The following is a 25,997-nucleotide window of genomic DNA, read 5'->3' as shown; positions in this document are numbered from 1 at the left end:
AGGTTGATATTCTCTACCCATTAAAATAACAGTAAAAAATGGGAAAAATATCATGAATAATGCAGTGATCACGGATAACTGCAATGGTGTTGGTTTCGCTGCGGCACAGCACTTCTGTAATGGAGATTATCGTGTATTAGTGATTGCCATGACACCGAAAAAACTGGGGTAGGATGTCACGCCCTTGTATCAGGCAGGTGCAATGGATAAACAATGATCGCTGATATTAAGCCTCAGCAATTTTACCCTTATTCAAGCTGCCACTGCAGGTATTAACAACAAATGCCCACAATTGAAGAACTGGCCCTGATGACGGATTCATGAGTGGCCATTCCCGGTCTTACCCGAAGACGCAAAACCCGCGTCATTTATTCAACCAAAGTAAGCGAAAATTCACTATATTGGCACGATTTTGGGCTATAGCCTGTTTAAGCTCGCCAATATTTTATTCGATCGTGGTATGGGATTGAACGTCGTTATGCCGACAGCGGTATCATAGTCGACCTTGCATTTTACTTACTTTTTCTATGAATATGTGTAATTTGAAGTACACACTCTGAGGCACATTTCTGATACCATCGCTCTCCTGAAAATACCTACAAGCAGCCGTGAGCCGTCAAACTGAAACCTTGACGGCCTGTTTCATGGCAATAGAGAGAACTGGCCCGGAATCTGTACCCATGCCTAACAGTCAAGAAAGAGCACACTTTCCAAGAGCAAACCTTCTTAAAGAGCAATTGGAGAAACGGATTCTGATCCTTGACGGTGCCATGGGCACCATGATTCAAGGCTATAAGCTGGATGAAGAAGATTACCGTGGAGAACGGTTTGCTGATCACAGCTGTGACCTCAAGGGCAATAATGACCTTCTCTCTCTGACACGCCCTGAGATCATCAAGGAGATTTACCAGTCTTACCTGGATGCCGGAGCTGACATTCTGGAAACCAATACCTTTAACGCTACAACCATTGCCATGGCTGACTATGAGATGGAACATCTGGTCCCGGAGATCAACCGGGAGTCAGCCCGTATAGCCAGAGAAGTGGCTGATGTAGCCACTGCTCAAAACCCTGATAAGCCCCGTTTCGTAGCAGGGGTGCTAGGCCCAACCAACAGAACCGCTTCCATTTCGCCTGACGTCAACAATCCGGGCTATCGCAACACCAGCTTTGAAGCATTGGCTATGGCCTACAAAGAAGCAGCCCTTGCCCTGATTGAGGGGGGTTCCGATATTATTCTGATCGAAACCATTTTCGACACCCTGAATGCCAAAGCCGCTATCTTTGCCGTAAAAGAACTGTTTGACGAGCTGGGTTATGAACTGCCCATCATGATTTCAGGCACCATTACCGATGCTTCCGGCCGCACCCTTTCAGGACAAACCACGGAAGCTTTCTGGAACTCTGTGCAACATGCCAATCCTGTCTCTGTAGGCCTGAACTGTGCCCTGGGTGCCAGTGAGCTGCGTCCATATCTGGAAGAACTGTCCAACATTGCCAACACTTTTATCAGCGCACACCCTAATGCGGGCTTGCCTAATGCGTTTGGCGAGTACGATCAAACTCCGGATGAAATGGCAGACATTGTTGCCGAGTTTGCCGAATCCGGCCTGGTGAACATTATTGGTGGTTGCTGCGGCAGTACTCCGGCTCATATCAAGGCAATTGCAGATAGAATGACGTCTATCGAAAGACGTCAGATTCCTGAAATTCCTGTCGCCTGTCGTCTCAGTGGTCTTGAGCCCTTCAATATTTTTGCAGACTCGCTGTTTGTCAATGTCGGTGAACGTTGTAATGTAACCGGCTCAGCCCGCTTTAAACGCCTGATTATTGAAGAAGATTACGACACAGCCCTGGACGTTGCTCGTCAGCAGGTTGAAAACGGAGCCCAGGTCATCGACATCAACATGGATGAAGGGATGCTGGATGCCAAAAGGGCTATCACTACTTTCCTGAATCTGGTGGCCTCTGAGCCGGACATCTCCAAAGTGCCGGTCATGGTGGACTCATCTAAATGGGATGTCATCGAAGCCGGTCTGCAATGCATTCAGGGCAAAGGCATTGTTAACTCTATCAGCCTGAAAGAAGGCGAAGAAGCTTTCCGCCATCAGGCAAGGCTATGCCGTAATTACGGTGCTGCCGTTGTGGTGATGGCTTTTGACGAGACCGGTCAGGCTGACACCGAAGCCCGCAAAATAGAAATCTGTAAGCGTTCTTACGATATTCTGGTTAATGAAGTGGGCTTCCCACCCCAGGACATTATTTTTGACCCGAATATCTTTGCTGTGGCTACCGGTATTGATGAGCACAACAATTATGCGGTGGACTTCATCAATGCGACTCGCTACATCAGGGAAAACCTGCCCCATGCCATGATCTCTGGCGGCGTTAGTAACGTTTCCTTCTCATTCAGGGGTAACAACCCGGTCAGGGAAGCCATTCATGCGGTCTTCCTGTATCACGCCATCAAAGATGGTCTGACTATGGGTATTGTCAATGCCGGACAGCTGGAAATTTACGAGGAAATCCCCAAAGAGCTACGTGAACGGGTTGAAGATGTCATTCTCAACCGCAATAACGAAGCCACAGAAGCCTTACTGGCCATTGCAGAGGACTATCGCGGTGGCAGCACCGGCCAGAAGAAAGTAGAAGACCTTTCCTGGCGTGAACAGGACGTCAACAAACGTCTTGAACATGCCCTCGTGAAAGGGATAACCACCTACATTGTTGAAGACACCGAAGAAGCTCGTCAACAGGCAGATCGCCCTATTCATGTTATCGAAGGTCCATTGATGGAGGGTATGAACGTAGTCGGTGATCTGTTTGGAGCCGGTAAAATGTTTCTACCCCAGGTCGTCAAAAGTGCCCGGGTTATGAAACAGGCCGTTGCCCACCTGATTCCTTTCATTGAAGAAGAGAAAGACGGCGACGTTCAGTCCAACGGCAAGATACTGATGGCGACCGTTAAAGGCGATGTACACGACATTGGCAAAAATATTGTCGGCGTTGTGCTGGCCTGTAATAACTTCGAGGTGATCGACCTGGGTGTTATGGTACCCTGCGAAAAAATCCTGCAGGTAGCCAGGGAAGAAAACGTGGACATTATTGGTCTCAGCGGTTTGATCACACCGTCTCTGGACGAAATGGTGCATGTCGCCAGCGAGATGCAACGCCAGGACATGCACCTGCCCCTGTTAATCGGCGGTGCAACCACTTCCAGAGCTCACACGGCTGTGAAAATAGAGCCACAGTTTCAAAATGATCTGGCACTTTATGTGACCGATGCCTCCCGTAGTGTTGGTATTGCGACACGATTGATGAGTAAAGAACTGAAACCGGGACTGATCGAGGAGACGCGTGCCGAGTACGAAAAAATTCGAGTACGCCATGAGAAACGCAGTAATAAGCGACAATTACTGACTTATGAGGAGGCTGTTGATAATCGCTTTGATGCCGGCTGGAACAACTATCAACCACCCGCCCCAACCTTCACAGGTGTCAAAGTGTTTGAAGATTACCCGCTGGAAAAACTGGTGGATTACATCGACTGGACACCTTTTTTCATCACCTGGGATCTGGCGGGCAAATATCCGAATATCCTGAAAGATGACATTGTCGGTGAAGCGGCCACCACCCTTTACAATGATGCCAGGGCCATGTTGAAAGATCTTGTTGAGAACAAGAAAATTGGTGCTCGCGCGGCTATTGGCTTCTGGCCCGCATCTCAGGTAAACGATGATGACCTTGAGGTTTATACCGACGAAGATCGCTCCGAAGTCAAAGCCATGCTTCATCATCTTCGCCAGCAGAACCCAAGACCGGATGATAAGCCAAACTACTGCCTGTCAGACTTTGTTGCACCAAAAAACTCTGGACTGGAAGACTATGTCGGCGGTTTTATCACCACGGCGGGCATTGGTGCGGATGAACTGGCCAACACCTACGAAGACAAGGGCGATGACTACAACAGCATCATGGTGAAGGCGCTTGCTGACCGGCTGGCTGAAGCGTTTGCCGAATATATGCACGAAAAAGTGCGCAAGGAATTCTGGTGTTATGCTCCGGATGAAGTCTTAAGTAATGAAGAACTGATTAAGGAAAAATACACCGGTATCCGCCCTGCCCCCGGCTACCCGGCGTGCCCGGACCACACCGAAAAAGCAACACTGTTTAAGCTGCTCAATGGCGAGGAAAATACCGGAGTCAACCTGACAGAACACTTTGCCATGATGCCCGCAGCCAGTGTCAGTGGTTGGTACTTCTCTCACCCTGAATCCAAATACTTTGGTCTGGGTAAGATCGCCAAAGACCAGCTTGCTTCTTACGCTGAGCGAAAGGGCATAAGTCTGGAAGAAGCCGAACGCTGGTTACGCCCAAATCTTGAATAACACAGTCTGAGGTTTACTTGAAACAGCGCGTTACTACCATATTGAAACTGGGCACCCCCATCATCATGGCGATGCTGTCTCAAAGCCTTCTGAATCTTGTCGATGCTGCCCTGGTGGGTCCCTTGGGAAAAGAAGCGCTGGCGGCAGTGGGTGCCGCCAGTTATGCAAACTTTGTCGGTCTCTCCCTTGTGGCAGGGCTCTCTGCCGGCGTACAGGCGCAAGTAGCCCGTCGATTGGGGGCTGACCATGGTCGTCTGTGTGCGACGCCCGTCAACCATGGCATCATCATCGCCCTGTTCTTTGCCTTGCCCGTCAGTCTTATGCTGATGCTGTTAGCCCCATGGATATTGCACATTTTTAACCAGGGTGCACTAGTGCAGGATACTGCCGTTACCTATTTTCGGATTCGTGTCATGTCCCTGGCTGCTGCCGCTCTTTGCCTCTCTTTCAGAGGTTACTGGAATGGCACGGGGAGGCCTTCAGGTTTTCTGCGTATTCTGGTCATCTCTCACCTCTTCAATGCGCTGGTGAGTTTCGGTCTTATCTATGGCATAGGTCCATTACCAGCAATGGGAGTTGCCGGGGCAGCACTTGGCACTTTCCTCGCAATGTACCTCGCTACCATGCTGAATTTGTTCAGCCTTCTGGGGATCGCCAAAGAACAAGGTTTTATGGACTTCAGGTTTTTAATGAATCGTGACTTTGGGCAGACCCTTCGACTGATACGACTGGCTGTTCCGGATTCTCTGCAACAAATGCTGTTCTCTCTTGGTTTTATGATGCTATTTGCCATCATTGCCCAGATGGGAACCAGTGAACTGGCTGTAGCCCATGTTCTGATGAATATTTCCCTGTTGTTGATTTTGCCGGGTATGGGCATGGGTATGGCTGCTAATACCCTGGTGAGCCAGAGCCTGGGAGCCGGTAAACCCGATAAAGCCTGGCGCTGGGGCTGGGATATTGTCATGGTCGCAGCCAGTATACTGCTACTACTGAGCATCCCCTTACTTTTTGCTCCCAAGTTCCTGCTGAGTCTCTTCCTGCATCAGGAGTCGCTTGTGGAGATGGGAACAATTCCGCTTCAGCTGACCGGTTTGAGTATCTTCCTTGATGCGGCCTCTCTGGTATTCACACAGGCCCTTCTGGGTGCCGGTGCAAATCGCACGGTGCTAGGTATAAGAGCTGCCGGACAGTGGTTAATCCTGTTACCACTGTGCTGGCTGGTTGGACCTGTGCTGGGCCTGGGACTGACTGCAATCTGGCTGGTACAGGCTTTGCAGAGACTTATCAGCTCACTGGCTTTTGTTATGGTCTGGCAGGCCCGGAAATGGGAAAGAATCACTATTTAGAAATTACCCGACATAACAGCATTTTGTCGTCAGATCCGTGAGATCATAGATAGGATCACAAGACGACAAAATGTGCCAATCGAAAAATAACAGGCTTTAGGAGCCATGATCCAAATTATTGTTATCCATAAGGTTGTTAAGAATATCAGCATCACTTCCGCCCAGGGCGAACAGATCAACATCCTTGAACGTAACTTTCTTGGTGACATCACCATTGGCGGTGTCACTGATCTCCATCACGGTATCATTGCCGCTGGCAACAAAATGGAAATGCTCATCAAGGCTGTCACTTGGATCCACCAGGATATCATCCAGCTTCAGCACGTCGCCTTCATCGGTATTGAAATCGGTAATAATCAGCTCGGCAGGGTTTTGCGCTGTGCCGGTGGCATTAAAATCAAAGATATCAGCCCCCAAACCACCAGAAGCAGTGACGTCGTCATGGTCAATGGTGAAAATATCGTCCCCGATATCGCCAATCAGAGTGTCCAAACCGGCACTGGAACTATGGTCAAAGCCTGCCACCCGGTCGCTGATGCTGGCCACATCATTACCACTGCTGTCACTCAGGCTACTGCCGGTGTAGCTGAATAGTAACTGTTCTGAGCTGTCAATCTGGGCGCCATCAAAGGTCACGGTAACTTCCTGGCCGTTTACGGCAACTCCAGTCACCAGACGTGCACTGCCATCAATTTGAACGGTAAAGTCAGAGTTTGAGGGCGAGCCGGAAATGGCTTCGGAGAAGCCCAGCACCAACTCGTTACTGGAAGCCAGAGATGAGGTTAAATCAGGTGCTTTCAGATCCGACTGGGTCACACTGCCTGCAGAGAGCGCATCGGTGGTTGACACGTTGCCCGCCAGATCCTTGATAAACCCGGCGGAGATATCCAGGGAATCATCGCTATAATCACCACCGGAGTTGGTTTCAATACTGTCAGCCTTGGCCGCTGCCAACTCAATAATGAGTTTATTGTTATCCAGCACTTTGGCAGACAACACGTCATCTTCACTGAAGCTCTCGGTCAGTGAGCCGTTGACCTTATAGCTGAGCTTGCTCCAGTCCAGCACCAGCCTTAACTCAGCACTGTCAGCGGCGGTATTGCCACTTAAAATATCATTGAAGTTTGAACCCGACAGCTCCAGCTGATTGGTATCGGGGTCATAACTGGCCGAGGCAATGGTGGTGAGCGGAGCAGTCGTATCGATAATCAGATCTGAACTGTTGTTATCCAGGGAACCTGCTCCTGAAGGTGCTGTCAGGGCGATACTCTGCTCTGAATTGACAGTGATAGCGCCATTAGTCCATGAAGAAGTTGCAGGTTCCTTGAATACTGTATCGATGGGGTTGGACGCCGCAAGGGAGATACTGCCAGTGACATTATCGCCACTCTGAATTGTATAACGGTATAAAAAGCTGTTGTTGTACTCGCCGGATAAGTGGGCATTCGTGTCCAGTACTGCGGTTTGTTGCGTGCCGCCAATATTAAACCGGAGTTCAGGTGTTGTACTGTAGTCAAGTTTAACCACATGGTTGAAATCCACCTGAATCAACAACTCTTCACCGGCTTTATAAGTGTCATTCACAGAGACAACACGAACATCCGTAATTTTGTTACCTTGCCTCCCCTGCGCGGTTGGCGTATCCGTAGGAGAGAGAATTTCCATATCCAGACCGTTTGACGGTGATGAAAAAGAATAGCCGTTGCCAGCACGGTCTACCAGAAACCCTTCTTCAACATGTACAACCATAGTGTCTGGCCAGTCACTGTAGCCCCGGAAGTTTTTTTCAAACGCATCAGCCCCACTCTGGTTCAGGTCTATTTTCATCTCATGATTTATTGATGAGTGCCGTTCAAAACTGCTGGCCGAAAAATCATCTGCCTTGAAATAATGCCGCTCGCCAGTCTCTGTATTTTCAACGTACAGCTTGCTCCAGTCAGGCGTCATCTGGCTGACTTCGTTGGAATTAAGCGCTTGATTACCATCTGAATAAATAAATATCCGGCCCGGCGAATAGCCGTCGCTACCAACCCAGAAGTTAACCGCACCCAGACCCGGTAAGGAAGGGTTGGTTGTATCAACTTCAAGTGCTGCATTGCTTGCCAGTGAGTTGGCCTGAGCCCCCGTCGGAAGGGTGCTAACATCCACTGAATTACCGGCCAGGTCGGTAATGCTGCCGTTGGACAGATCCAGGCTGCTGACATCAAGGTCTGAGCTGTCTTGACCACTGCCAATCGTATAATTGAACACCAGTTTGTCCGTTCCGGCACCACTGGAGTAGGTGGCCTGGCCACCGGTATCCAGGTTAAGGGCTGGAACTCCAGAAATATCAACGGCTTCAGTGAAAGACACCTCAATCTGGATTACCTTGCCCTCGTTGTAAGGGCCGTCGGAGGTCAGGCTGTTGACTGCGGTAATTTCCGGAGCATTAACATCTATGATGGCACTGCCCGTCTGGGCCAGCGCATCGTTACTGTTAACCGGAGGCAGCGTGGCAAGCATGCTGTTCCCTGCGGAATCAAAGACCATGACCCCGGCAGGTATGGTCAGCGCAGAATCTGAAGCGTAGTTAAGCCCCTGGCTGTTTTCACTGTTACCCGCACCAACGGTGTAGACAAACCTTAATATATCGCTACCAGCACCACTGTCGTAGGTGGCTACGGCGCCGTTATTCAGATTCAGCGTTGGGTAGGTGCTGGCATCGGAAGCATCAATACCACTGATGTTCACTGACTCACTGAGCTGAACGAGAATAACCACCTGTTCTCCGGTGATAAATTGACCGGGATCTTCAAGGCGTACCTGCAACACCGTCGGTGCAGCAATGTCGGTGTAATCCAGGGTCAGGTCACTGGTGGCTGCGGCACCTTCGTTACCCGCCAAATCCCTCAGGAATCCTGCCTGGATATCAACGCCATCCTCTGAACCCTTATAGCCAAATATGCCCTCAAGTTCGGTGGCCTTGGCATCAGTTAACTGGATTGACAGGGTATCCGCTCCCGCCAGACGGGCAACCGTCACATCACTGGCAGAGAAGCTGACGTTTTGTGTGATACCGTCATCCTTATCGATATCAATCACCAGCTTGCTCCAGTCCAGCCTGCCTGAAAGATCGGCGGTGGCACTTTCGCTGTTGTTCAGCAGTTGATCAAAATCCGCTCCCTTCAGCAGGAGCTGGTTGTTGTTTTCATCGTAGGCGGCACTGGTGATGGTGGTGGTAGCTGCATCTGTGTCAATAACAATGTCACTGCTACCGGCCAGTGATTCAGTGCTGGCGGTTCCGGGCAATGTCAGGCTGACATTACTGCCTGCACCGTTGACCAGGGAGCCTGCAGAAATGCCGGTACTGAACGTCAGGGAACTGGTATCACGATAGTTAAGGTCATCAATGTTTTCCCCGGCACTCACGGTATGGCGGAACACAAATTCCCTGGTGCCATCGCCTGAGACATAAACGGCATTACCCCCATAAGGATCGGCCTGGGTCGGCTGTCTGTCATTAAGCAACAACAAGAGAGGGTCATTATTAGGGTCGTAATTTTGCAGCGAGACCTTTTCACTGAACCGTACGCGAATCAGAATTTCATCACCGGCCTGATAGCTTCCATCTACGGTGTCGGAGGAAACATTAAGAACCGTAGCGCCGTTGCTGGTGACAGTGACCGCCTGATCCGCAAGAGCATCGGTAGTAGATCGGTTGCCCGCCCGGTCAGCCATAAAGCCTTGACTGATATCCAGTGCTGTGTCCCCTGATACGGTACTGAAACCATTGTTGTCCAGTACCTTGTTGACGCCTTCATCAATAACAATCTCAAGCCGGTTATTGTGAATCTCTACTGAACCAATATCGGAGGCGTCAAGACTGACACTTTCAAAGCTACCATCAGGCTGTTTCAGTTTTATAGAGAGCTTGCTCCAGTCAAACCGTGACAGAGCATCTCCTGTCAGGCTCAAGCCAACGGATTCGCCACTGCCCAATAACGCATCAAAACCACTGCCATTGATGGTCAGTTTTTGATCATTGGCGCCCTCGGGAGCCAGAGTAACCCCGGTAATAGACACATCTGGGGCGGAGCCGTCGATCATGATATCCGCGGTACTGGCCAGCGAATCGCTATTGGCAGCAACAGGAACCGTCAGCACAGCGGCATTGCCCGATAAATCTTTGATGGTGCCACCATTGAGCTGCAGGGCGCTGGCACTCAGTACATCCAGGTCCGGTGCCTCATCCCCTGGCTGAACAGTGTACTCAAACACCAGCTCCTGGGTGCCAGACCCGGAACTGAACCGGGCAACAGAGATATTGTCACCAGTACCCATCAACAGTACCGGTGTACCCGTCACCTCCACGGCTTCATCAAAGCTCACCTGCAAACGGATAACGGAACCCGTTGCGTATTCCCCGTCCACTGTCAGGCTGGTGATACCGCTGACAGAAGGTGCAATACCATCAGGAGGCAGTATGAAGATCTCCACGCCAGCGCTGTTGCCATCGCTCATGGTGTTACCAGCCGCATCCCGGAAGAAACCATCACTGGTAATCCGGATCAGATCCATACCTTCCTCATTACCATAGCCTGAGGTGGCACGCATGCTGGAAAGCTTGCTACTACTGATCTTGATGTTCAATTGTTGATCGTTCACGGCCAGAGCGGATTCAATATCAGCCGCGCTAAAGCTGATATCCGTGTTACTGCCGCTATTGTCAACAACCCGCCATGAAAGTTTTGACCAATCCAGTCTGCCAATCAGATCGGTATCGGTGGACTCACCTGGTGACAGCAGTGAGCTGAAACCATTACCGGAAAGCGTCAGAATGCCCGCTGAACTGGCTGAGCTGCTGCTGAGCCCTACGGTAGGAGAAACCGTATCAATCCTGATGTCGTTTTGTTGAGCCAGGGCCCCGGCTTCATTCAGCTCAGGCAAGAGCAAGTCTGCGTTGTTACCTAAGAGGTCGGTAATCGTACCGCCACCAAGATCCAGTGCGGAGGTGGATAATGCATTGAGGTCGGCAGACTCATCGGGATTAGCCACTGTGTAGGTAAAGGAAAGGACTTTAGTTCCTGAACCACCGCTGTACGTGCCAAGACGGTCAATTGTGCCGGTTTCCAGCTGTAGAGTAGGATTCCCTGTCACCTGGACAGGCTCAGAAAACTCTACCTTGACGGTAATGGTGTCACCATCGCTGTACCACTGATCCGCATCATCACTGTAAAGGCGCACAACTTCCGGGTTACCACCGCTGTTGGTCACGTTGTCGACAGAGAAGCCGGCTATCGAAGAAGTGTCATTACCGACGAGGTCTTCCAGGCGGTCATTGTCCAGAGCACTGCCCGCACCGGGCCCAGTGTAATCCAGAGTGACCGTCTGACCATCCGTAATCGCGTTGGAGAGCGTCAGAGTCAGTTGCTGGCCACTGATAGCAAGGCTACTGACCGGTTCACTCTGCCCGTCGACGACAATATTAAACAGGGATGGATTAATGGTGGCATTACCATTCAGTGCCTCACTGAACGTTAATGTCACGGTATTGCCATCCACCTCGGCGGTGGACAGGCTGGGTGAAATGGTGTCCGTGGTATTGGTGACGGTTATGTCGCCATGATTGAGGGCAGCGGCGTCAAAGCCCCGCAAATCTTCGACCCGGTCATTGTTACTACTGCTATCTGCACTGGATGGGCTATAGCTAAACGTCACCGACTCCCCGTCTGCCACGGGGCTGGCCAGCTGCACCGTTACCTGATTACCACTAATTGAAGTACTGCTGACCGACCTGCTGGTACCCGCCACATCAACATTCAGAATTCCGGTCAGGCTGACACTCTCATTCAAATCCTCTGAATAAGTCAGGGTGAGAGTATCACCGTCCACCACGGCACTGTTAATAGTTGGTACTGAGGTATCTGTATTATTCTCAACCAGAGCACTACTGAAGCTACTACTGTCATTGCCCTGGTCATCCTGAATGGGGCCACCGCCATTATTGCTGGCATCAGCCACGCTATAGGACAACTGAACAATGTCCGCATCGCCAACCGGGCTGTCCAGAGTTAACGTCATCCGGCTACCGGAAATGCTGACGCTTGACACAGTACGGCTGCCGCCGCCAACCAGAGACAGGGTGAAGGCACTGGTATCGGGAACGCTGCCGGGATCAAGCGTTTCATTATAATCAATGACCAGCTGGTCACCCTCTACGGTCATATTCTGGCGAACCGCAGCAGAAACATCGGGCGTCACTGAAGCAGAGAAACTACTTAATGCGGCAAATGGGTTAATTCCCACCTGTTCCTGAAGGGCATTACTGCCGGGCGTATAATCAAGCGTCACACCGCCCGAGGGACTAACCGCTGTGTCCAGACTAAGGCGAATCTGGGTATCGTTAAGATAAGAGACATTAAGAACATTGACAGCACTACCATCAATGGCCACATCAAAGTCAGCCAGGTCAGGGACACGACTCTTGTCCATATTTTCACTAAAAGTCAGTACCAGATTCTGTGTATTAGCCACGATTTCAGCAGAAGATAGCGTGGGGGTGGTACCGGAGAAGATAACGGTCGAAGTGTCCGTCGTAACGTTTCCAGTACTGTCGGTTTGGGTAACGGTAATATCCAGTGTACCGTCAGACAGGTTACTGACATCCAGCTCACTGCCCGCCAAACTCCAGGTGCCATCCAGTCCAACCGTTACAGTGGCAGAGACAGTAGCAGCTGATGTATCTTCAATTTCGACCTGAATGGAAGCTCCGGGCTCACCAACACCGGAAACCAGAACGGCACCTTCTTCGGCGGCGCTGATCTGGTTGTCACCCATTATGTTGTTATCAATGGCAATGGTCTGGGCAAGGGTGAGCTGACCATCGCTCAGCAGCTGCTCAATAATTTCCTGATCCGTATTCCCCAAAGGCGACAGATCTGTGTTTTCCAGCACAATCTGCTGCACTACATCACCACCGGCAACAACGCTAACGTCAATGACGGTATCACTGCCTTCTGTGCGGAAATGAATAAACTGATCTGCTGTAGTATTTTCCTCACCACTGAGAAGAGCGTGCAAATCGAGAATGTCACCACCGGCACCGACGGAAAAATCTGTAATGCGGTCAATGGCCGGATCACCGGCAGAGCCACCGTCACCAGCCTGCCAGACAAAACGATCCTGACCACTACCACCCGTTAACCAATCATCGCCCTCACCACCAGTGAGCACATCAGCACCTGACTCACCGTCCATAAAGTCTGTACCGTTGCCGCCTGTCAGGGTGTTATCTTGGGCATCCCCTCGGCTAACATTCGCACTGTAAGTGGTTGCAGAACTGGCAACACCACCTGCCTCTGTAGAGGTAACACTGATATTCAGTGGGTCACCATCGTTCAGTGTCAGCGAGGGCGTATAGCTCCAGTTACCATCACTGCCAACGGATGCACTGAAACTGTTATTGTTAATGGTAAAGTTCAGGGTAGTATTTGGTTGGCCCGTACCCGTAATCACGGGCTGGAAACTATTATCGACGACAACAGAATCAATTTTGGGCGGTGTATAAAAATCAATGGTATGAGTGCTGCTCTCCAGAGCACCATCGCTTACCTTAAAGCCAATGCTGCCATGGTGACTACCGTTAATGCTGGCATCTGCGGTAAATTCCAGGTTTGGAATATCACTGGTGCTGATTACCTGGTTAACGGAGACGGCACTGCCGTTTAATGTCAGGCTTCCCGAAGCAGGCAAGGATGTCAACGTAATGGAAGCAAGACTATCCCCTGAATCCACATCACTGAAGCCAAATTCAGCATTAGTAAAGGCATGCTTTCCCGCCTCACTGAGACTTAGATTGTTATCAGCTGCAATGGGTGCGTCGTTGGTGCCGTTAATGGTAATCACTATATCGTGGGTGGTGCCATCCAGAGACTTCACCGTAATGGTTTCATTCAGGCTGTCACCATCCCCCAGAGCCTGAATAGCTGACTGACTATTATCCGCTGAGTAGCTCCAGCTGCCATCGGTGTTCATGGTCAGTGAACCATAGGTGCCAGTTATGGTCTCTCCGGTAAAACTCCCTTCGCCGTTATCCACATCGTTCACACTCAGGCTGCCAGTGGCAGTCAGGATATTACCCGCATCTTCAGTGACACTGCCGGTGTCCGTACCATTGATCACCGCCGCATCGTTAGTGCCGGTTATTGTTATGGTCACCTGCTGATCAACGGTACCTCCTTCCCCGTCATTAACAGTGACGGTGTAAGTCTGGGTCAGAGTCTGACCGGCACCCAGGTAATCAATGTCGGCATCATTAACACTGAAACTCCAGTCGATACGGCCGCTGCCATCGCCCTGGGTGTCGTCCGCCACGGTCGCCGTCAAACTACCCAAGTAGCCATTGGCTCCGGCACTGACGCTGACAGTCTGCTGGTCTGAAAAATCAACATCGGCAATGGTGAACGAGCCAGTGTCAGTCAGACTGTTGCTGTTTTCACCGGCACCACCGTCGACAATCTCGGTGACCGCCCCGGCAACATCGGTGGCACTCGTGATAGTAGGTGCATCGTTGGTGCCGGTTATTGTGATAGTCACCTGCTGATCGACAGTACCGCCTTTGCCGTCATCAACAGTCACGGTGTAAGTTTGGTTCAGTGTCTCACCTGCACTTAGGTAATCGACGTCGGCATCATCGACACTGAAACTCCAGTCGATCCGGCCGCTGCCGTCACCCTGGGTATCATCAGCAACGGTAGCTGTCAGGCTGCCAAGGTAACCGTTGGCTCCAGCACTGACACTGACGCTCTGCTGGTCATTTAGATCAACATCGGCGATGGTGAAGGAGCCATTGTCGGTCAGGGTGTTGCTGTTCTCACCGACACCACCATCGACAATCTCAGTGACCATCCCGGCGACATCGGTGGCACTGCTAATAGTTGGTGCATCATTAGTACCGGTCAGGGTGATGGTCACCTGCTGATCGACAGTACCGCCTTTGCCGTCATCAACAGTCACGGTGTAAGTTTGGTTCAGTGTCTCACCTGCACTTAGGTAATCGACGTCGGCATCATCGACACTGAAACTCCAGTCGATCCGGCCGCTGCCGTCACCCTGGGTATCATCAGCAACGGTAGCTGTCAGGCTGCCAAGGTAACCGTTGGCTCCAGCACTGACACTGACGCTCTGCTGGTCATTTAGATCAACATCGGCGATGGTGAAGGAGCCATTGTCGGTCAGGGTGTTGCTGTTCTCACCGACACCACCATCGACAATCTCAGTGACCATCCCGGCGACATCGGTGGCACTGCTAATAGTTGGTGCATCATTAGTACCGGTCAGGGTGATGGTCACTTGCTGATCGACAGTACCGCCTTTGCCGTCATCAACAGTCACGGTGTAAGTTTGGTTCAGTGTCTCACCTGCACTTAGGTAATCGACGTCGGCATCATCAACACTGAAACTCCAGTCGATCCGGCCGCTGCCGTCACCCTGGGTGTCATCCGCTACGGTAGCTGTCAGGCTGCCAAGGTAACCGTTGGCTCCAGCACTGACGCTGACAGTCTGCTGGTCATTCAGATCAACATCGGCGATGGTGAAGGAGCCATTGTCAGTCAGGGTATTGCTGTTCTCACCGGCGCCACCATCGACAATCTCAGTGACCATCCCGGCGACATCGGTGGCACTGGTGATAGTAGGTGCATCGTTGGTACCGGTTATTGTGATAGTCACCTGCTGATCAACGGTACCACCTTCCCCGTCATTAACAGTGACGGTGTAAGTCTGGTTTAAGGTTTCACCGGCACTCAGGTAATCAATGTCGGCATCATCAACACTGAAACTCCAGTCGATCCGGCCACTGCCGTCACCCTGGGTGTCATCCGCCACGGTAGCCGTCAGGCTGCCAAGGTAACCGTTGGCTCCAGCACTGACGCTGACCGTCTGCTGGTCTGAAAGATCGACATCAGCAATGGTGAACGAGCCGGTGTCAGTCAGGCTGTTGCTGTTTTCACCGGCACCACCGTCGACAATCTCGGTGACCGCCCCGGCAACATCGGTGGCACTGGTGATAGTAGGTGCATCGTTGGTACCGGTTATTGTGATAGTCACCTGCTGATCAACGGTACCACCTTCCCCGTCATTAACAGTGACGGTGTAAGTCTGGTTTAAGGTTTCACCGGCACTCAGGTAATCAATGTCGGCATCATCAACACTGAAACTCCAGTCGATCCGGCCGCTGCCATCACCCTGGGTGTCATCCGCCACGGTAGCCGTCAGGCTACCCAGATAACCATTGGCTCCGGCACTGACGCTGACCGTCTGCTGGTCTGAAAGATCGACATCAGCAATGGTGAACGAGCCGGTGTCAGTCAGGCTGTTGCTGTTTTCACCGGCACCACCGTCGACAATCTCGGTGACCGCCCCGGCAACATCGGTGGCACTCGTGATAGTAGGTGCATCGTTGGTGCCGGTTATTGTGATAGTCACCTGCTGATCAACGGTACCACCTTCCCCGTCATTAACAGTGACGGTGTAAGTCTGGTTTAAGGTTTCACCGGCACTCAGGTAATCAATGTCGGCATCATCAACACTGAAACTCCAGTCGATCCGGCCGCTGCCATCACCCTGGGTGTCGTCTACCACGGTAGCCGTCAGGCTGCCCAGATAACCATTGGCTCCGGCACTGACGCTGACCGTCTGCTGGTCTGAAAGATCGACATCAGCAATGGTGAACGAGCCGGTGTCAGTCAGGCTGTTGCTGTTTTCACCGGCACCACCGTCGACAATCTCGGTGACCGCCCCGGCAACATCGGTGGCACTCGTGATAGTAGGTGCATCGTTGGTGCCGGTTATTGTGATAGTCACCTGCTGATCAACGGTACCACCTTCCCCGTCATTAACAGTGACGGTGTAAGTCTGGTTTAAGGTTTCACCGGCACTCAGGTAATCAATGTCGGCATCATCAACACTGAAACTCCAGTCGATCCGGCCACTGCCGTCACCCTGGGTGTCATCCGCCACGGTAGCCGTCAGGCTACCCAGATAACCATTGGCTCCGGCACTGACGCTGACCGTCTGCTGGTCTGAAAGATCGACATCAGCAATGGTGAACGAGCCGGTGTCAGTCAGGCTGTTGCTGTTTTCACCGGCACCACCGTCGACAATCTCGGTGACCGCCCCGGCAACATCGGTGGCACTCGTGATAGTAGGTGCATCGTTGGTGCCGGTTATTGTGATAGTCACCTGCTGATCAACGGTACCACCTTCCCCGTCATTAACAGTGACGGTGTAAGTCTGGTTTAAGGTTTCACCGGCACTCAGGTAATCAATGTCGGCATCATCAACACTGAAGCTCCAGTCGATCCGGCCGTTGCCATCACCCTGGGTGTCATCCGCCACGGTAGCCGTCAGGCTACCCAGATAACCATTGGCTCCGGCACTGACGCTGACCGTCTGCTGGTCTGAAAGATCGACATCAGCAATGGTGAACGAGCCGGTGTCAGTCAGGCTGTTGCTGTTTTCACCGGCACCACCGTCGACAATCTCGGTGACCGCCCCGGCAACATCGGTGGCACTCGTGATAGTAGGTGCATCGTTGGTGCCGGTTATTGTGATAGTCACCTGCTGATCAACGGTACCACCTTCCCCGTCATTAACAGTGACGGTGTAAGTCTGGTTTAAGGTTTCACCGGCACTCAGGTAATCAATGTCGGCATCATCAACACTGAAACTCCAGTCGATCCGGCCGCTGCCATCACCCTGGGTGTCGTCTACCACGGTAGCCGTCAGGCTGCCCAGATAACCGTTGGCTCCAGCACTGACACTGACACTCTGCTGGTCATTCAGATCAACATCGGCGATGGTGAAGGAGCCATTGTCAGTCAGGGTATTGCTGTTCTCACCGGCACCACCATCGACAATCTCAGTGACCATCCCGGCGACATCGGTGGCACTGCTAATAGTTGGTGCATCATTAGTACCGGTCAGGGTGATAGTCACCTGCTGATCGACGGTACCGCCTTCGCCATCGTCAACAGTGACGGTGTAAGTTTGGGTCAGGGTCTGACCGGCAGCCAGGTGATCGACGTCGGCATCATCAACACTGAAACTCCAGTCGATCCGGCCACTGCCGTCACCCTGGGTATCATCGGCTACGGTAGCAGTGAGGCTGCCAAGGTAACCGTTGGCTCCAGCACTGACACTGACACTCTGCTGGTCATTCAGATCAACATCGGCGATGGTGAAGGAGCCATTGTCGGTCAGGGTATTGCTGTTCTCACCGGCGCCACCATCGACAATCTCGGTGACCATCCCGGCGACATCGGTGACACTGCTAATAGTTGGTGCATCATTAGTACCGGTCAGGGTGATGGTCACTTGCTGATCGACAGTACCGCCTTTGCCATCATTAACAGTCACGGTGTAAGTTTGGTTCAGTGTCTCACCTGCACTTAGGTAATCGACGTCGGCATCATCAACACTGAAACTCCAGTCGATCCGGCCGCTGCCATCACCCTGGGTGTCATCCGCCACGGTAGCCGTCAGGCTACCCAGATAACCATTGGCTCCGGCACTGACGCTGACCGTCTGCTGGTCTGAAAGATCGACATCAGCAATGGTGAACGAGCCGGTGTCAGTCAGGCTGTTGCTGTTTTCACCGGCACCACCGTCGACAATCTCGGTGACCGCCCCGGCAACATCGGTGGCACTGGTGATAGTAGGTGCATCGTTGGTGCCGGTTATTGTGATAGTCACCTGCTGATCAACGGTACCACCTTCCCCGTCATTAACAGTGACGGTGTAAGTCTGGTTTAAGGTTTCACCGGCACTCAGGTAATCAATGTCGGCATCATCAACACTGAAGCTCCAGTCGATCCGGCCGTTGCCATCACCCTGGGTGTCATCCGCCACGGTAGCCGTCAGGCTACCCAGATAACCATTGGCTCCGGCACTGACGCTGACCGTCTGCTGGTCTGAAAGATCGACATCAGCAATGGTGAACGAGCCGGTGTCAGTCAGGCTGTTGCTGTTTTCACCGGCACCACCGTCGACAATCTCGGTGACCGCCCCGGCAATATCGGTGGCACTGGTGATAGTAGGTGCATCGTTGGTACCGGTTATTGTGATAGTCACCTGCTGATCAACGGTACCACCTTCCCCGTCATTAACAGTGACGGTGTAAGTCTGGTTTAAGGTTTCACCGGCACTCAGGTAATCAATGTCGGCATCATCAACACTGAAACTCCAGTCGATCCGGCCGCTGCCATCACCCTGGGTGTCGTCTACCACGGTAGCCGTCAGGCTGCCCAGATAACCGTTGGCTCCGGCACTGACGCTGACCGTCTGCTGGTCTGAAAGATCGACATCAGCAATGGTGAACGAGCCGGTGTCAGTCAGGCTGTTGCTGTTTTCACCGGCACCACCGTCGACAATCTCGGTGACCGCCCCGGCAACATCGGTGGCACTCGTGATAGTAGGTGCATCGTTGGTGCCGGTTATTGTGATAGTCACCTGCTGATCAACGGTACCACCTTCCCCGTCATTAACAGTGACGGTGTAAGTCTGGTTTAAGGTTTCACCGGCACTCAGGTAATCAATGTCGGCATCATCAACACTGAAGCTCCAGTCGATCCGGCCGTTGCCATCACCCTGGGTGTCATCCGCCACGGTAGCCGTCAGGCTACCCAGATAACCATTGGCTCCGGCACTGACGCTGACCGTCTGCTGGTCTGAAAGATCGACATCAGCAATGGTGAACGAGCCGGTGTCAGTCAGGCTGTTGCTGTTTTCACCGGCACCACCGTCGACAATCTCGGTGACCGCCCCGGCAACATCGGTGGCACTCGTGATAGTAGGTGCATCGTTGGTGCCGGTTATTGTGATAGTCACCTGCTGATCAACGGTACCACCTTCCCCGTCATTAACAGTGACGGTGTAAGTCTGGTTTAAGGTTTCACCGGCACTCAGGTAATCAATGTCGGCATCATCAACACTGAAGCTCCAGTCGATCCGGCCGCTGCCATCACCCTGGGTGTCGTCTGCCACGGTAGCCGTCAGGCTGCCCAGATAACCGTTGGCTCCAGCACTGACACTGACACTCTGCTGGTCATTCAGATCAACATCGGCGATGGTGAATGAGCCATTGTCGGTCAGGGTGTTGCTGTTCTCACCGGCGCCACCATCGACAATCTCGGTGACCATCCCGGCAACATCGGTGGCACTGCTGATAGTTGGTGCATCATTAGTACCGGTCAGGGTGATGGTCACTTGCTGATCGACAGTACCGCCTTTGCCGTCATCAACAGTCACGGTGTAGGTCTGGGTCAGAGTCTCGCCGACGCCCAGATAGTCAATGTCGGCATCATCGACACTGAAACTCCAGTCGATCCGGCCGCTGCCGTCACCCTGGGTGTCATCCGCTACGGTAGCGGTGAGGCTGCCAAGGTAACCGTTGGCTCCAGCACTGACACTGACGCTCTGCTGGTCATTCAGATCAACATCGGCGATGGTGAAGGAGCCATTGTCAGTCAGGGTGTTGCTGTTCTCACCGGCGCCACCATCGACAATCTCGGTGACCATCCCGGCAACATCGGTGGCACTGCTGATAGTTGGTGCATCATTGGTACCGGTCAGAGTAATGGTCACTTGCTGATCGACAGTACCGCCTTTGCCGTCATCAACAGTCACGGTGTAGGTTTGGTTCAGTGTCTCACCTGCACTCAGGTAATCGACGTCGGCGTCATCGACACTGAAACTCCAGTCGATCCGGCCGCTGCCGTCACCCTGGGTGTCATCCGCTACGGTAGCGGTGAGACTGCCAAGGTAACCGTTGGCTCCAGCACTGACAATGACGCTCTGCTGATCACTCAGATCAACATCGGCGATGGTGAAGGAGCCATTGTCGGTCAGGGTGTTGCTGTTCTCACCGGCGCCACCATCGACAATCTCAGTGACCATCCCGGCAACATCGGTGGCACTGCTGATAGTTGGTGCATCATTAGTACCGGTCAGAGTAATGGTCACTTGCTGATCGACAGTACCGCCTTTGCCGTCATCAACAGTCACTGTGTAGGTTTGGTTCAGTGTCTCACCTGCACTTAGGTAATCGACGTCGGCATCATCAACACTGAAACTCCAGTCGATCCGGCCGCTGCCGTCACCCTGGGTGTCATCCGCTACGGTAGCGGTGAGGCTGCCAAGGTAACCGTTGGCTCCAGCACTAACACTGACGCTCTGCTGATCACTCAGATCAACATCGGCGATGGTGAAGGAGCCATTGTCGGTCAGGGTGTTGCTGTTCTCACCGGCGCCACCATCGACAATCTCGGTGACCATCCCAGCAACATCGGTGGCACTGCTGATAGTTGGTGCATCATTACTACCGGTCAGAGTAATGGTCACTTGCTGATCGACAGTACCGCCTTTGCCGTCATCAACAGTCACAGTGTAGGTTTGGTTCAGTGTCTCACCTGCACTTAGGTAATCGACGTCGGCATCATCAACACTGAAACTCCAGTCGATCCGGCCACTGCCGTCACCCTGGGTGTCATCCGCTACGGTAGCGGTGAGACTGCCAAGGTAACCGTTGGCTCCAGCGCTGACACTGACGCTCTGCTGGTCACTCAGATCAACATCGGCGATGGTGAAGGAGCCATTGTCGGTCAGGGTGTTGCTGTTCTCACCGGCGCCACCATCGACAATCTCGGTGACCATCCCGGCAACATCGGTGGCACTGCTGATAGTTGGTGCATCATTAGTACCGGTCAGGGTGATGGTCACTTGCTGATCGACAGTACCGCCTTTGCCGTCATCAACAGTCACTGTGTAGGTCTGGGTCAGAGTCTCGCCGACGCCCAGATAGTCAATGTCGGCATCATCGACACTGAAACTCCAGTCGATCCGGCCGCTGCCGTCACCCTGGGTGTCATCCGCTACGGTAGCGGTGAGGCTGCCAAGGTAACCGTTGGCTCCAGCACTGACACTGACACTCTGCTGGTCATTCAGATCAACATCGGCAATGGTGAAGGAGCCATTGTCGGTCAGGGTGTTGCTGTTCTCACCGGCGCCACCATCGACAATCTCGGTGACCATCCCGGCAACATCGGTGGCACTGCTGATAGTTGGTGCATCATTAGTACCGGTCAGAGTAATGGTCACTTGCTGATCGACAGTACCGCCTTTGCCGTCATCAACAGTCACAGTGTAGGTTTGGTTCAGTGTCTCACCTGCACTTAGGTAATCGACATCGGCATCATCAACACTGAAACTCCAGTCTATCCGGCCGCTGCCGTCACCCTGGGTGTCATCCGCTACGGTAGCGGTGAGGCTGCCCAGGTATCCGTTGGCACTGGCGCTGACACTGACGCTCTGCTGATCACTCAGATCAACATCGGCGATGGTGAATGAGCCATTGTCGGTCAGGGTGTTGCTGTTCTCACCGGCGCCACCATCGACAATCTCGGTGACCATCCCGGCGACATCGGTGGCACTGCTGATAGTTGGTGCATCATTAGTACCGGTCAGGGTGATGGTCACTTGCTGATCGACAGTACCGCCTTTGCCGTCATCAACAGTCACGGTGTAGGTTTGGTTCAGTGTCTCACCTGCACTTAGGTAATCGACGTCGGCATCATCAACACTGAAACTCCAGTCGATCCGGCCGCTGCCGTCACCCTGGGTGTCATCCGCTACGGTAGCGGTGAGGCTGCCAAGGTAACCGTTGGCTCCAGCACTGACACTGACGCTCTGCTGGTCATTCAGATCAACATCGGCGATGGTGAAGGAGCCATTGTCGGTCAGGGTGTTGCTGTTCTCACCGGCACCACCATCGACAATCTCGGTGACCATCCCGGCAACATCGGTGGCACTGCTGATAGTTGGTGCATCATTAGTACCGGTCAGGGTGATGGTCACTTGCTGATCGACAGTACCGCCTTTGCCGTCATCAACAGTCACGGTGTAGGTTTGGTTCAGTGTCTCACCTGCACTTAGGTAATCGACGTCGGCATCATCAACACTGAAACTCCAGTCGATCCGGCCGCTGCCGTCACCCTGGGTGTCATCCGCTACGGTAGCGGTGAGGCTGCCCAGGTAACCGTTGGCTCCAGCACTGACACTGACGCTCTGCTGGTCACTCAGATCAACATCGGCGATGGTGAAGGAACCATTGTCGGTCAGGGTGTTGCTGTTCTCACCGGCGCCACCATCGACAATCTCGGTGACCATCCCGGCAACATCGGTGGCACTGCTGATAGTTGGTGCATCATTAGTACCGGTCAGGGTGATGGTCACTTGCTGATCGACAGTACCGCCTTTGCCGTCATCAACAGTCACGGTGTAGGTTTGGTTCAGTGTCTCACCTGCACTTAGGTAATCAACGTCGGCATCATCAACACTGAAACTCCAGTCGATCCGGCCACTGCCGTCACCCTGGGTGTCATCAGCGACGGTAGCTGTCAGGCTGCCTAGGTATCCGTTGGCTCCAGCACTGACACTGACGCTCTGCTGGTCATTCAGATCAACATCGGCAATGGTGAAGGAGCCATTGTCGGTCAGGGTGTTGCTGTTCTCACCGGCGCCACCATCGACAATCTCGGTGACCATCCCGGCAACATCGGTGGCACTGCTGATAGTTGGTGCATCATTAGTACCGGTCAGGGTGATGGTCACTTGCTGATTGACAGTACCGCCTTCGCCGTCATCAACAGTGACAGTGTAAGTTTGGGTCAGGGTCTGACCGGCAGCCAGGTAATCGACGTCGGCATCATCAACACTGAAACTCCAGTCGATCCGGCCACTGCCGTCACCCTGGGTGTCATGAGCAACGGTAGCGGTGAGGCTGCCCAGGTATCCGTTGGCTCCAGCACTGACACTGACGCTCTGCTGGTCATTCAGATCAACATCGGCAATGGTGAATGAGCCGTTGTCGGTCAGGGTGTTGCTGTTCTCACCGGCGCCACCATCGACAATCTCGGTGACCATCCCGGCAACATCGGTGGCACTGCTGATAGTTGGTGCATCATTAGTACCGGTCAGCGTAATGGTCACTTGCTGATCGACAGTACCGCCTTCGCCGTCATCAACAGTCACGGTGTAGGTCTGGGTCAGAGTCTCGCCGACGCCCAGATAGTCAATGTCGGCATCATCAACACTGAAACTCCAGTCGATCCGGCCACTGCCATCACCCTGGGTGTCATCAGCAACGGTAGCTGTCAGGCTGCCAAGGTAACCGTTAGCTCCAGCACTGACACTGACGCTCTGCTGGTCACTCAGATCAACATCAGCAATGGTAAAGGAACCAGTGTCGGTCAGACTGGTGCCGTTCTCCCCGGCATCGCCGTCCATAATTTCAGAGACAGTCCCGGCCACATCAGTGGCACTGGTGATGGTGGGTGCATCGTTGAGGCCTTCAATTGTCATTGAGGCAGTCTGGTTAACTGTTCCTCCTCGACCGTCGTCAACTTGATAGCTGTACTCAACTGTTTCCGACTCTCCTGCCGCCAAATGCTGATAGGCGGACGAATCCAGAGATAGGCTGTTGCCATCTTCCGAGATGCTGATGCCAACCGGATCACCAGCAGTGAGTCGGAGGCTCATAACATTTAAAGTATCTGTCTGATCCTCATCGCTGGCACCTGCCAACAAATCAATATTTTGTAATGGCGAGTTCTGGTCAGCCCTCAACAAAATTGCATCTTGAACCACGGGGTCATCATTACTTCCTGCCAGTGTGATGCTGGCGGTTTGAATCGTAAAATCTCCCTGCGAATCCGTTACGCGGTATTCGTAGGTAATGGTTTCCGTCTCTCCAATGGCCAGGTACTTATAGGCTTCCGGATCAATAATCACCTCTGAGCCATCTTCAGCCACACTAACACCAGCCTCATTACCAGAAACCAGACGAAGGCCAGTAACAGACAGATCATCGTTAAGGTCTGTATCACTGGCGTTCTTTAAAAGGTTTAAACTAATACCGGAATCATTCTGGTTGACATCAAGAGCAATCGGGGCATCTACTTCAGGTGTATCGTTAACACCTTCTACCGTGATATCTACGGATGCCTGACTTTTGTTCCCCTGTGAATTAATAACCTCGAAAACAAAAGTAACCGTCTGGTTTTCACCCGCAGCCAGATAATCAAACTCTGCCCCTGGTTTGAACTCAAAAGAGCCATCGCTATCAATATTGATTGAGCCTGCTTCTGGTGCAGATATCAGTGAGTAGGTGAGTGCGCCACCACCGGCATCCGTCGCAGACAGCTGCCCCTGCAGAACCGGTGCATCTTCACTACCAACCATTGAAGATACCTGAGCGACAGGCTGGTACGAAACGACAACAGGCTCTGCCGACCCCGCTTCACTCTCTGCCCTCTCTGCCTCCTGTTGTCGCTGAACAATGTTGCTGCTGGCAGACCTGCTGTTGGCATTCAGAATTTCTGAAGACTCGACCGCTGAATCCTGATCTGCCTGGTCATCGCTTTCAAGGGTAATAACAGGCATATCCGGAGGTGCGAGTCTGGACTCTGTTTGTTCAGAGCCTGGCTCTTCTGAAGCTTTTTCTTCTACCGCTGGAGTTTCTGCCACGGAAGCGGGGTCAACCCCTTCGGTAATGGCATCCCGCCCCCCTTCGTCAGCTTGATTTTCATCAGCCTGTTCTTCATCAGCTTCAGAGCCCTGGCCGGACAACACACTGTCGGTCAGTGTAAGTGGTTGCTGTCCACTCAGCTCCAGAACCTGATTATTCGCTGTCGTAATGACAACAGGCTCACCGTTTTCCGATACCACCCGGTCATTAAGAAAAACCTTATCTCCTGGTTCAAGAATTACCTGAGTTCCATCCGGCTTTATGGCAATAACCTTACCTGATGCCGCTGTGATCTCACCAATGGCGGGTGCAGAATTTCCTGAGCTGGAATTCATATTTTTGTACTCTCTCCGAATCCTGAGGGAGCAGCGGAAAATCGACTTAGGTACTGTGCGGTCAATGCAAACACAGAATAAAGCGAATTCCTTTCGCTCCTGTATCACGAAAAACCAGTTTAAAAGCTTATTAGTTACAGGATAGACAGATTAAAACGGCTCTGTTGTAACACTCAGCCATTTTGGTCTCAGGATGACAATTGACAGATACGGTGAGAGTGAATCCATTAAACAAAATGGATACTTTATGGATCACTAAGAAAAACAAGTTTAGAAATTACCCGATATAACAGCATTTTGTCGTCAGATCCGTGAGATCATAGATAGGATCACAAGACGACAAAATGTGCCAATCGAAAAAAAT

Annotated in this window: 3 protein-coding genes; 2 read left to right on the top strand and 1 reads right to left on the bottom strand. The window is 52.4% G+C overall.

The features are described from left to right. Positions 1-680: 680 nt before the first annotated feature. Positions 681-4,388: a methionine synthase gene (gene metH / locus ACOMHB_RS13405; protein ID WP_448216993.1), complete on the top strand. Its 3,708-nt coding sequence runs from the start codon at positions 681-683 to the stop codon at positions 4,386-4,388. Positions 4,389-4,405: 17 nt separating this feature from the next. Further along, a complete protein-coding gene (locus tag ACOMHB_RS13400; RefSeq protein ID WP_252180058.1) occupies positions 4,406-5,737 on the top strand; it encodes an MATE family efflux transporter in 1,332 nt (443 codons plus the stop codon). A gap of 96 nt (positions 5,738-5,833) precedes the next feature. Here ACOMHB_RS13400 and ACOMHB_RS13395 read toward each other — a convergent pair whose 3' ends face one another. Next, positions 5,834-25,633 carry a VCBS domain-containing protein gene (locus ACOMHB_RS13395; RefSeq protein WP_448216992.1) on the bottom strand — a complete coding sequence of 6,600 codons (19,800 nt, stop codon included), beginning with the start codon at positions 25,631-25,633 and terminating at the stop codon, positions 5,834-5,836. Between the last annotated feature and the right edge of the window lie 364 nt (positions 25,634-25,997).

This window comes from Endozoicomonas sp. 2B-B, from assembly GCF_053470045.1.
This window is presented reverse-complemented; position numbering and strand designations above follow the sequence as displayed.

Coding starts and splice junctions, on each gene's coding strand:
- metH (WP_448216993.1), top strand. CDS start 681: ATGCCTAACAGTCAAGAAAGAGCACACTTTCCAAGAGCAAACCTTCTT.
- ACOMHB_RS13395 (WP_448216992.1), bottom strand. CDS start 25,633: ATGAATTCCAGCTCAGGAAATTCTGCACCCGCCATTGGTGAGATCACA.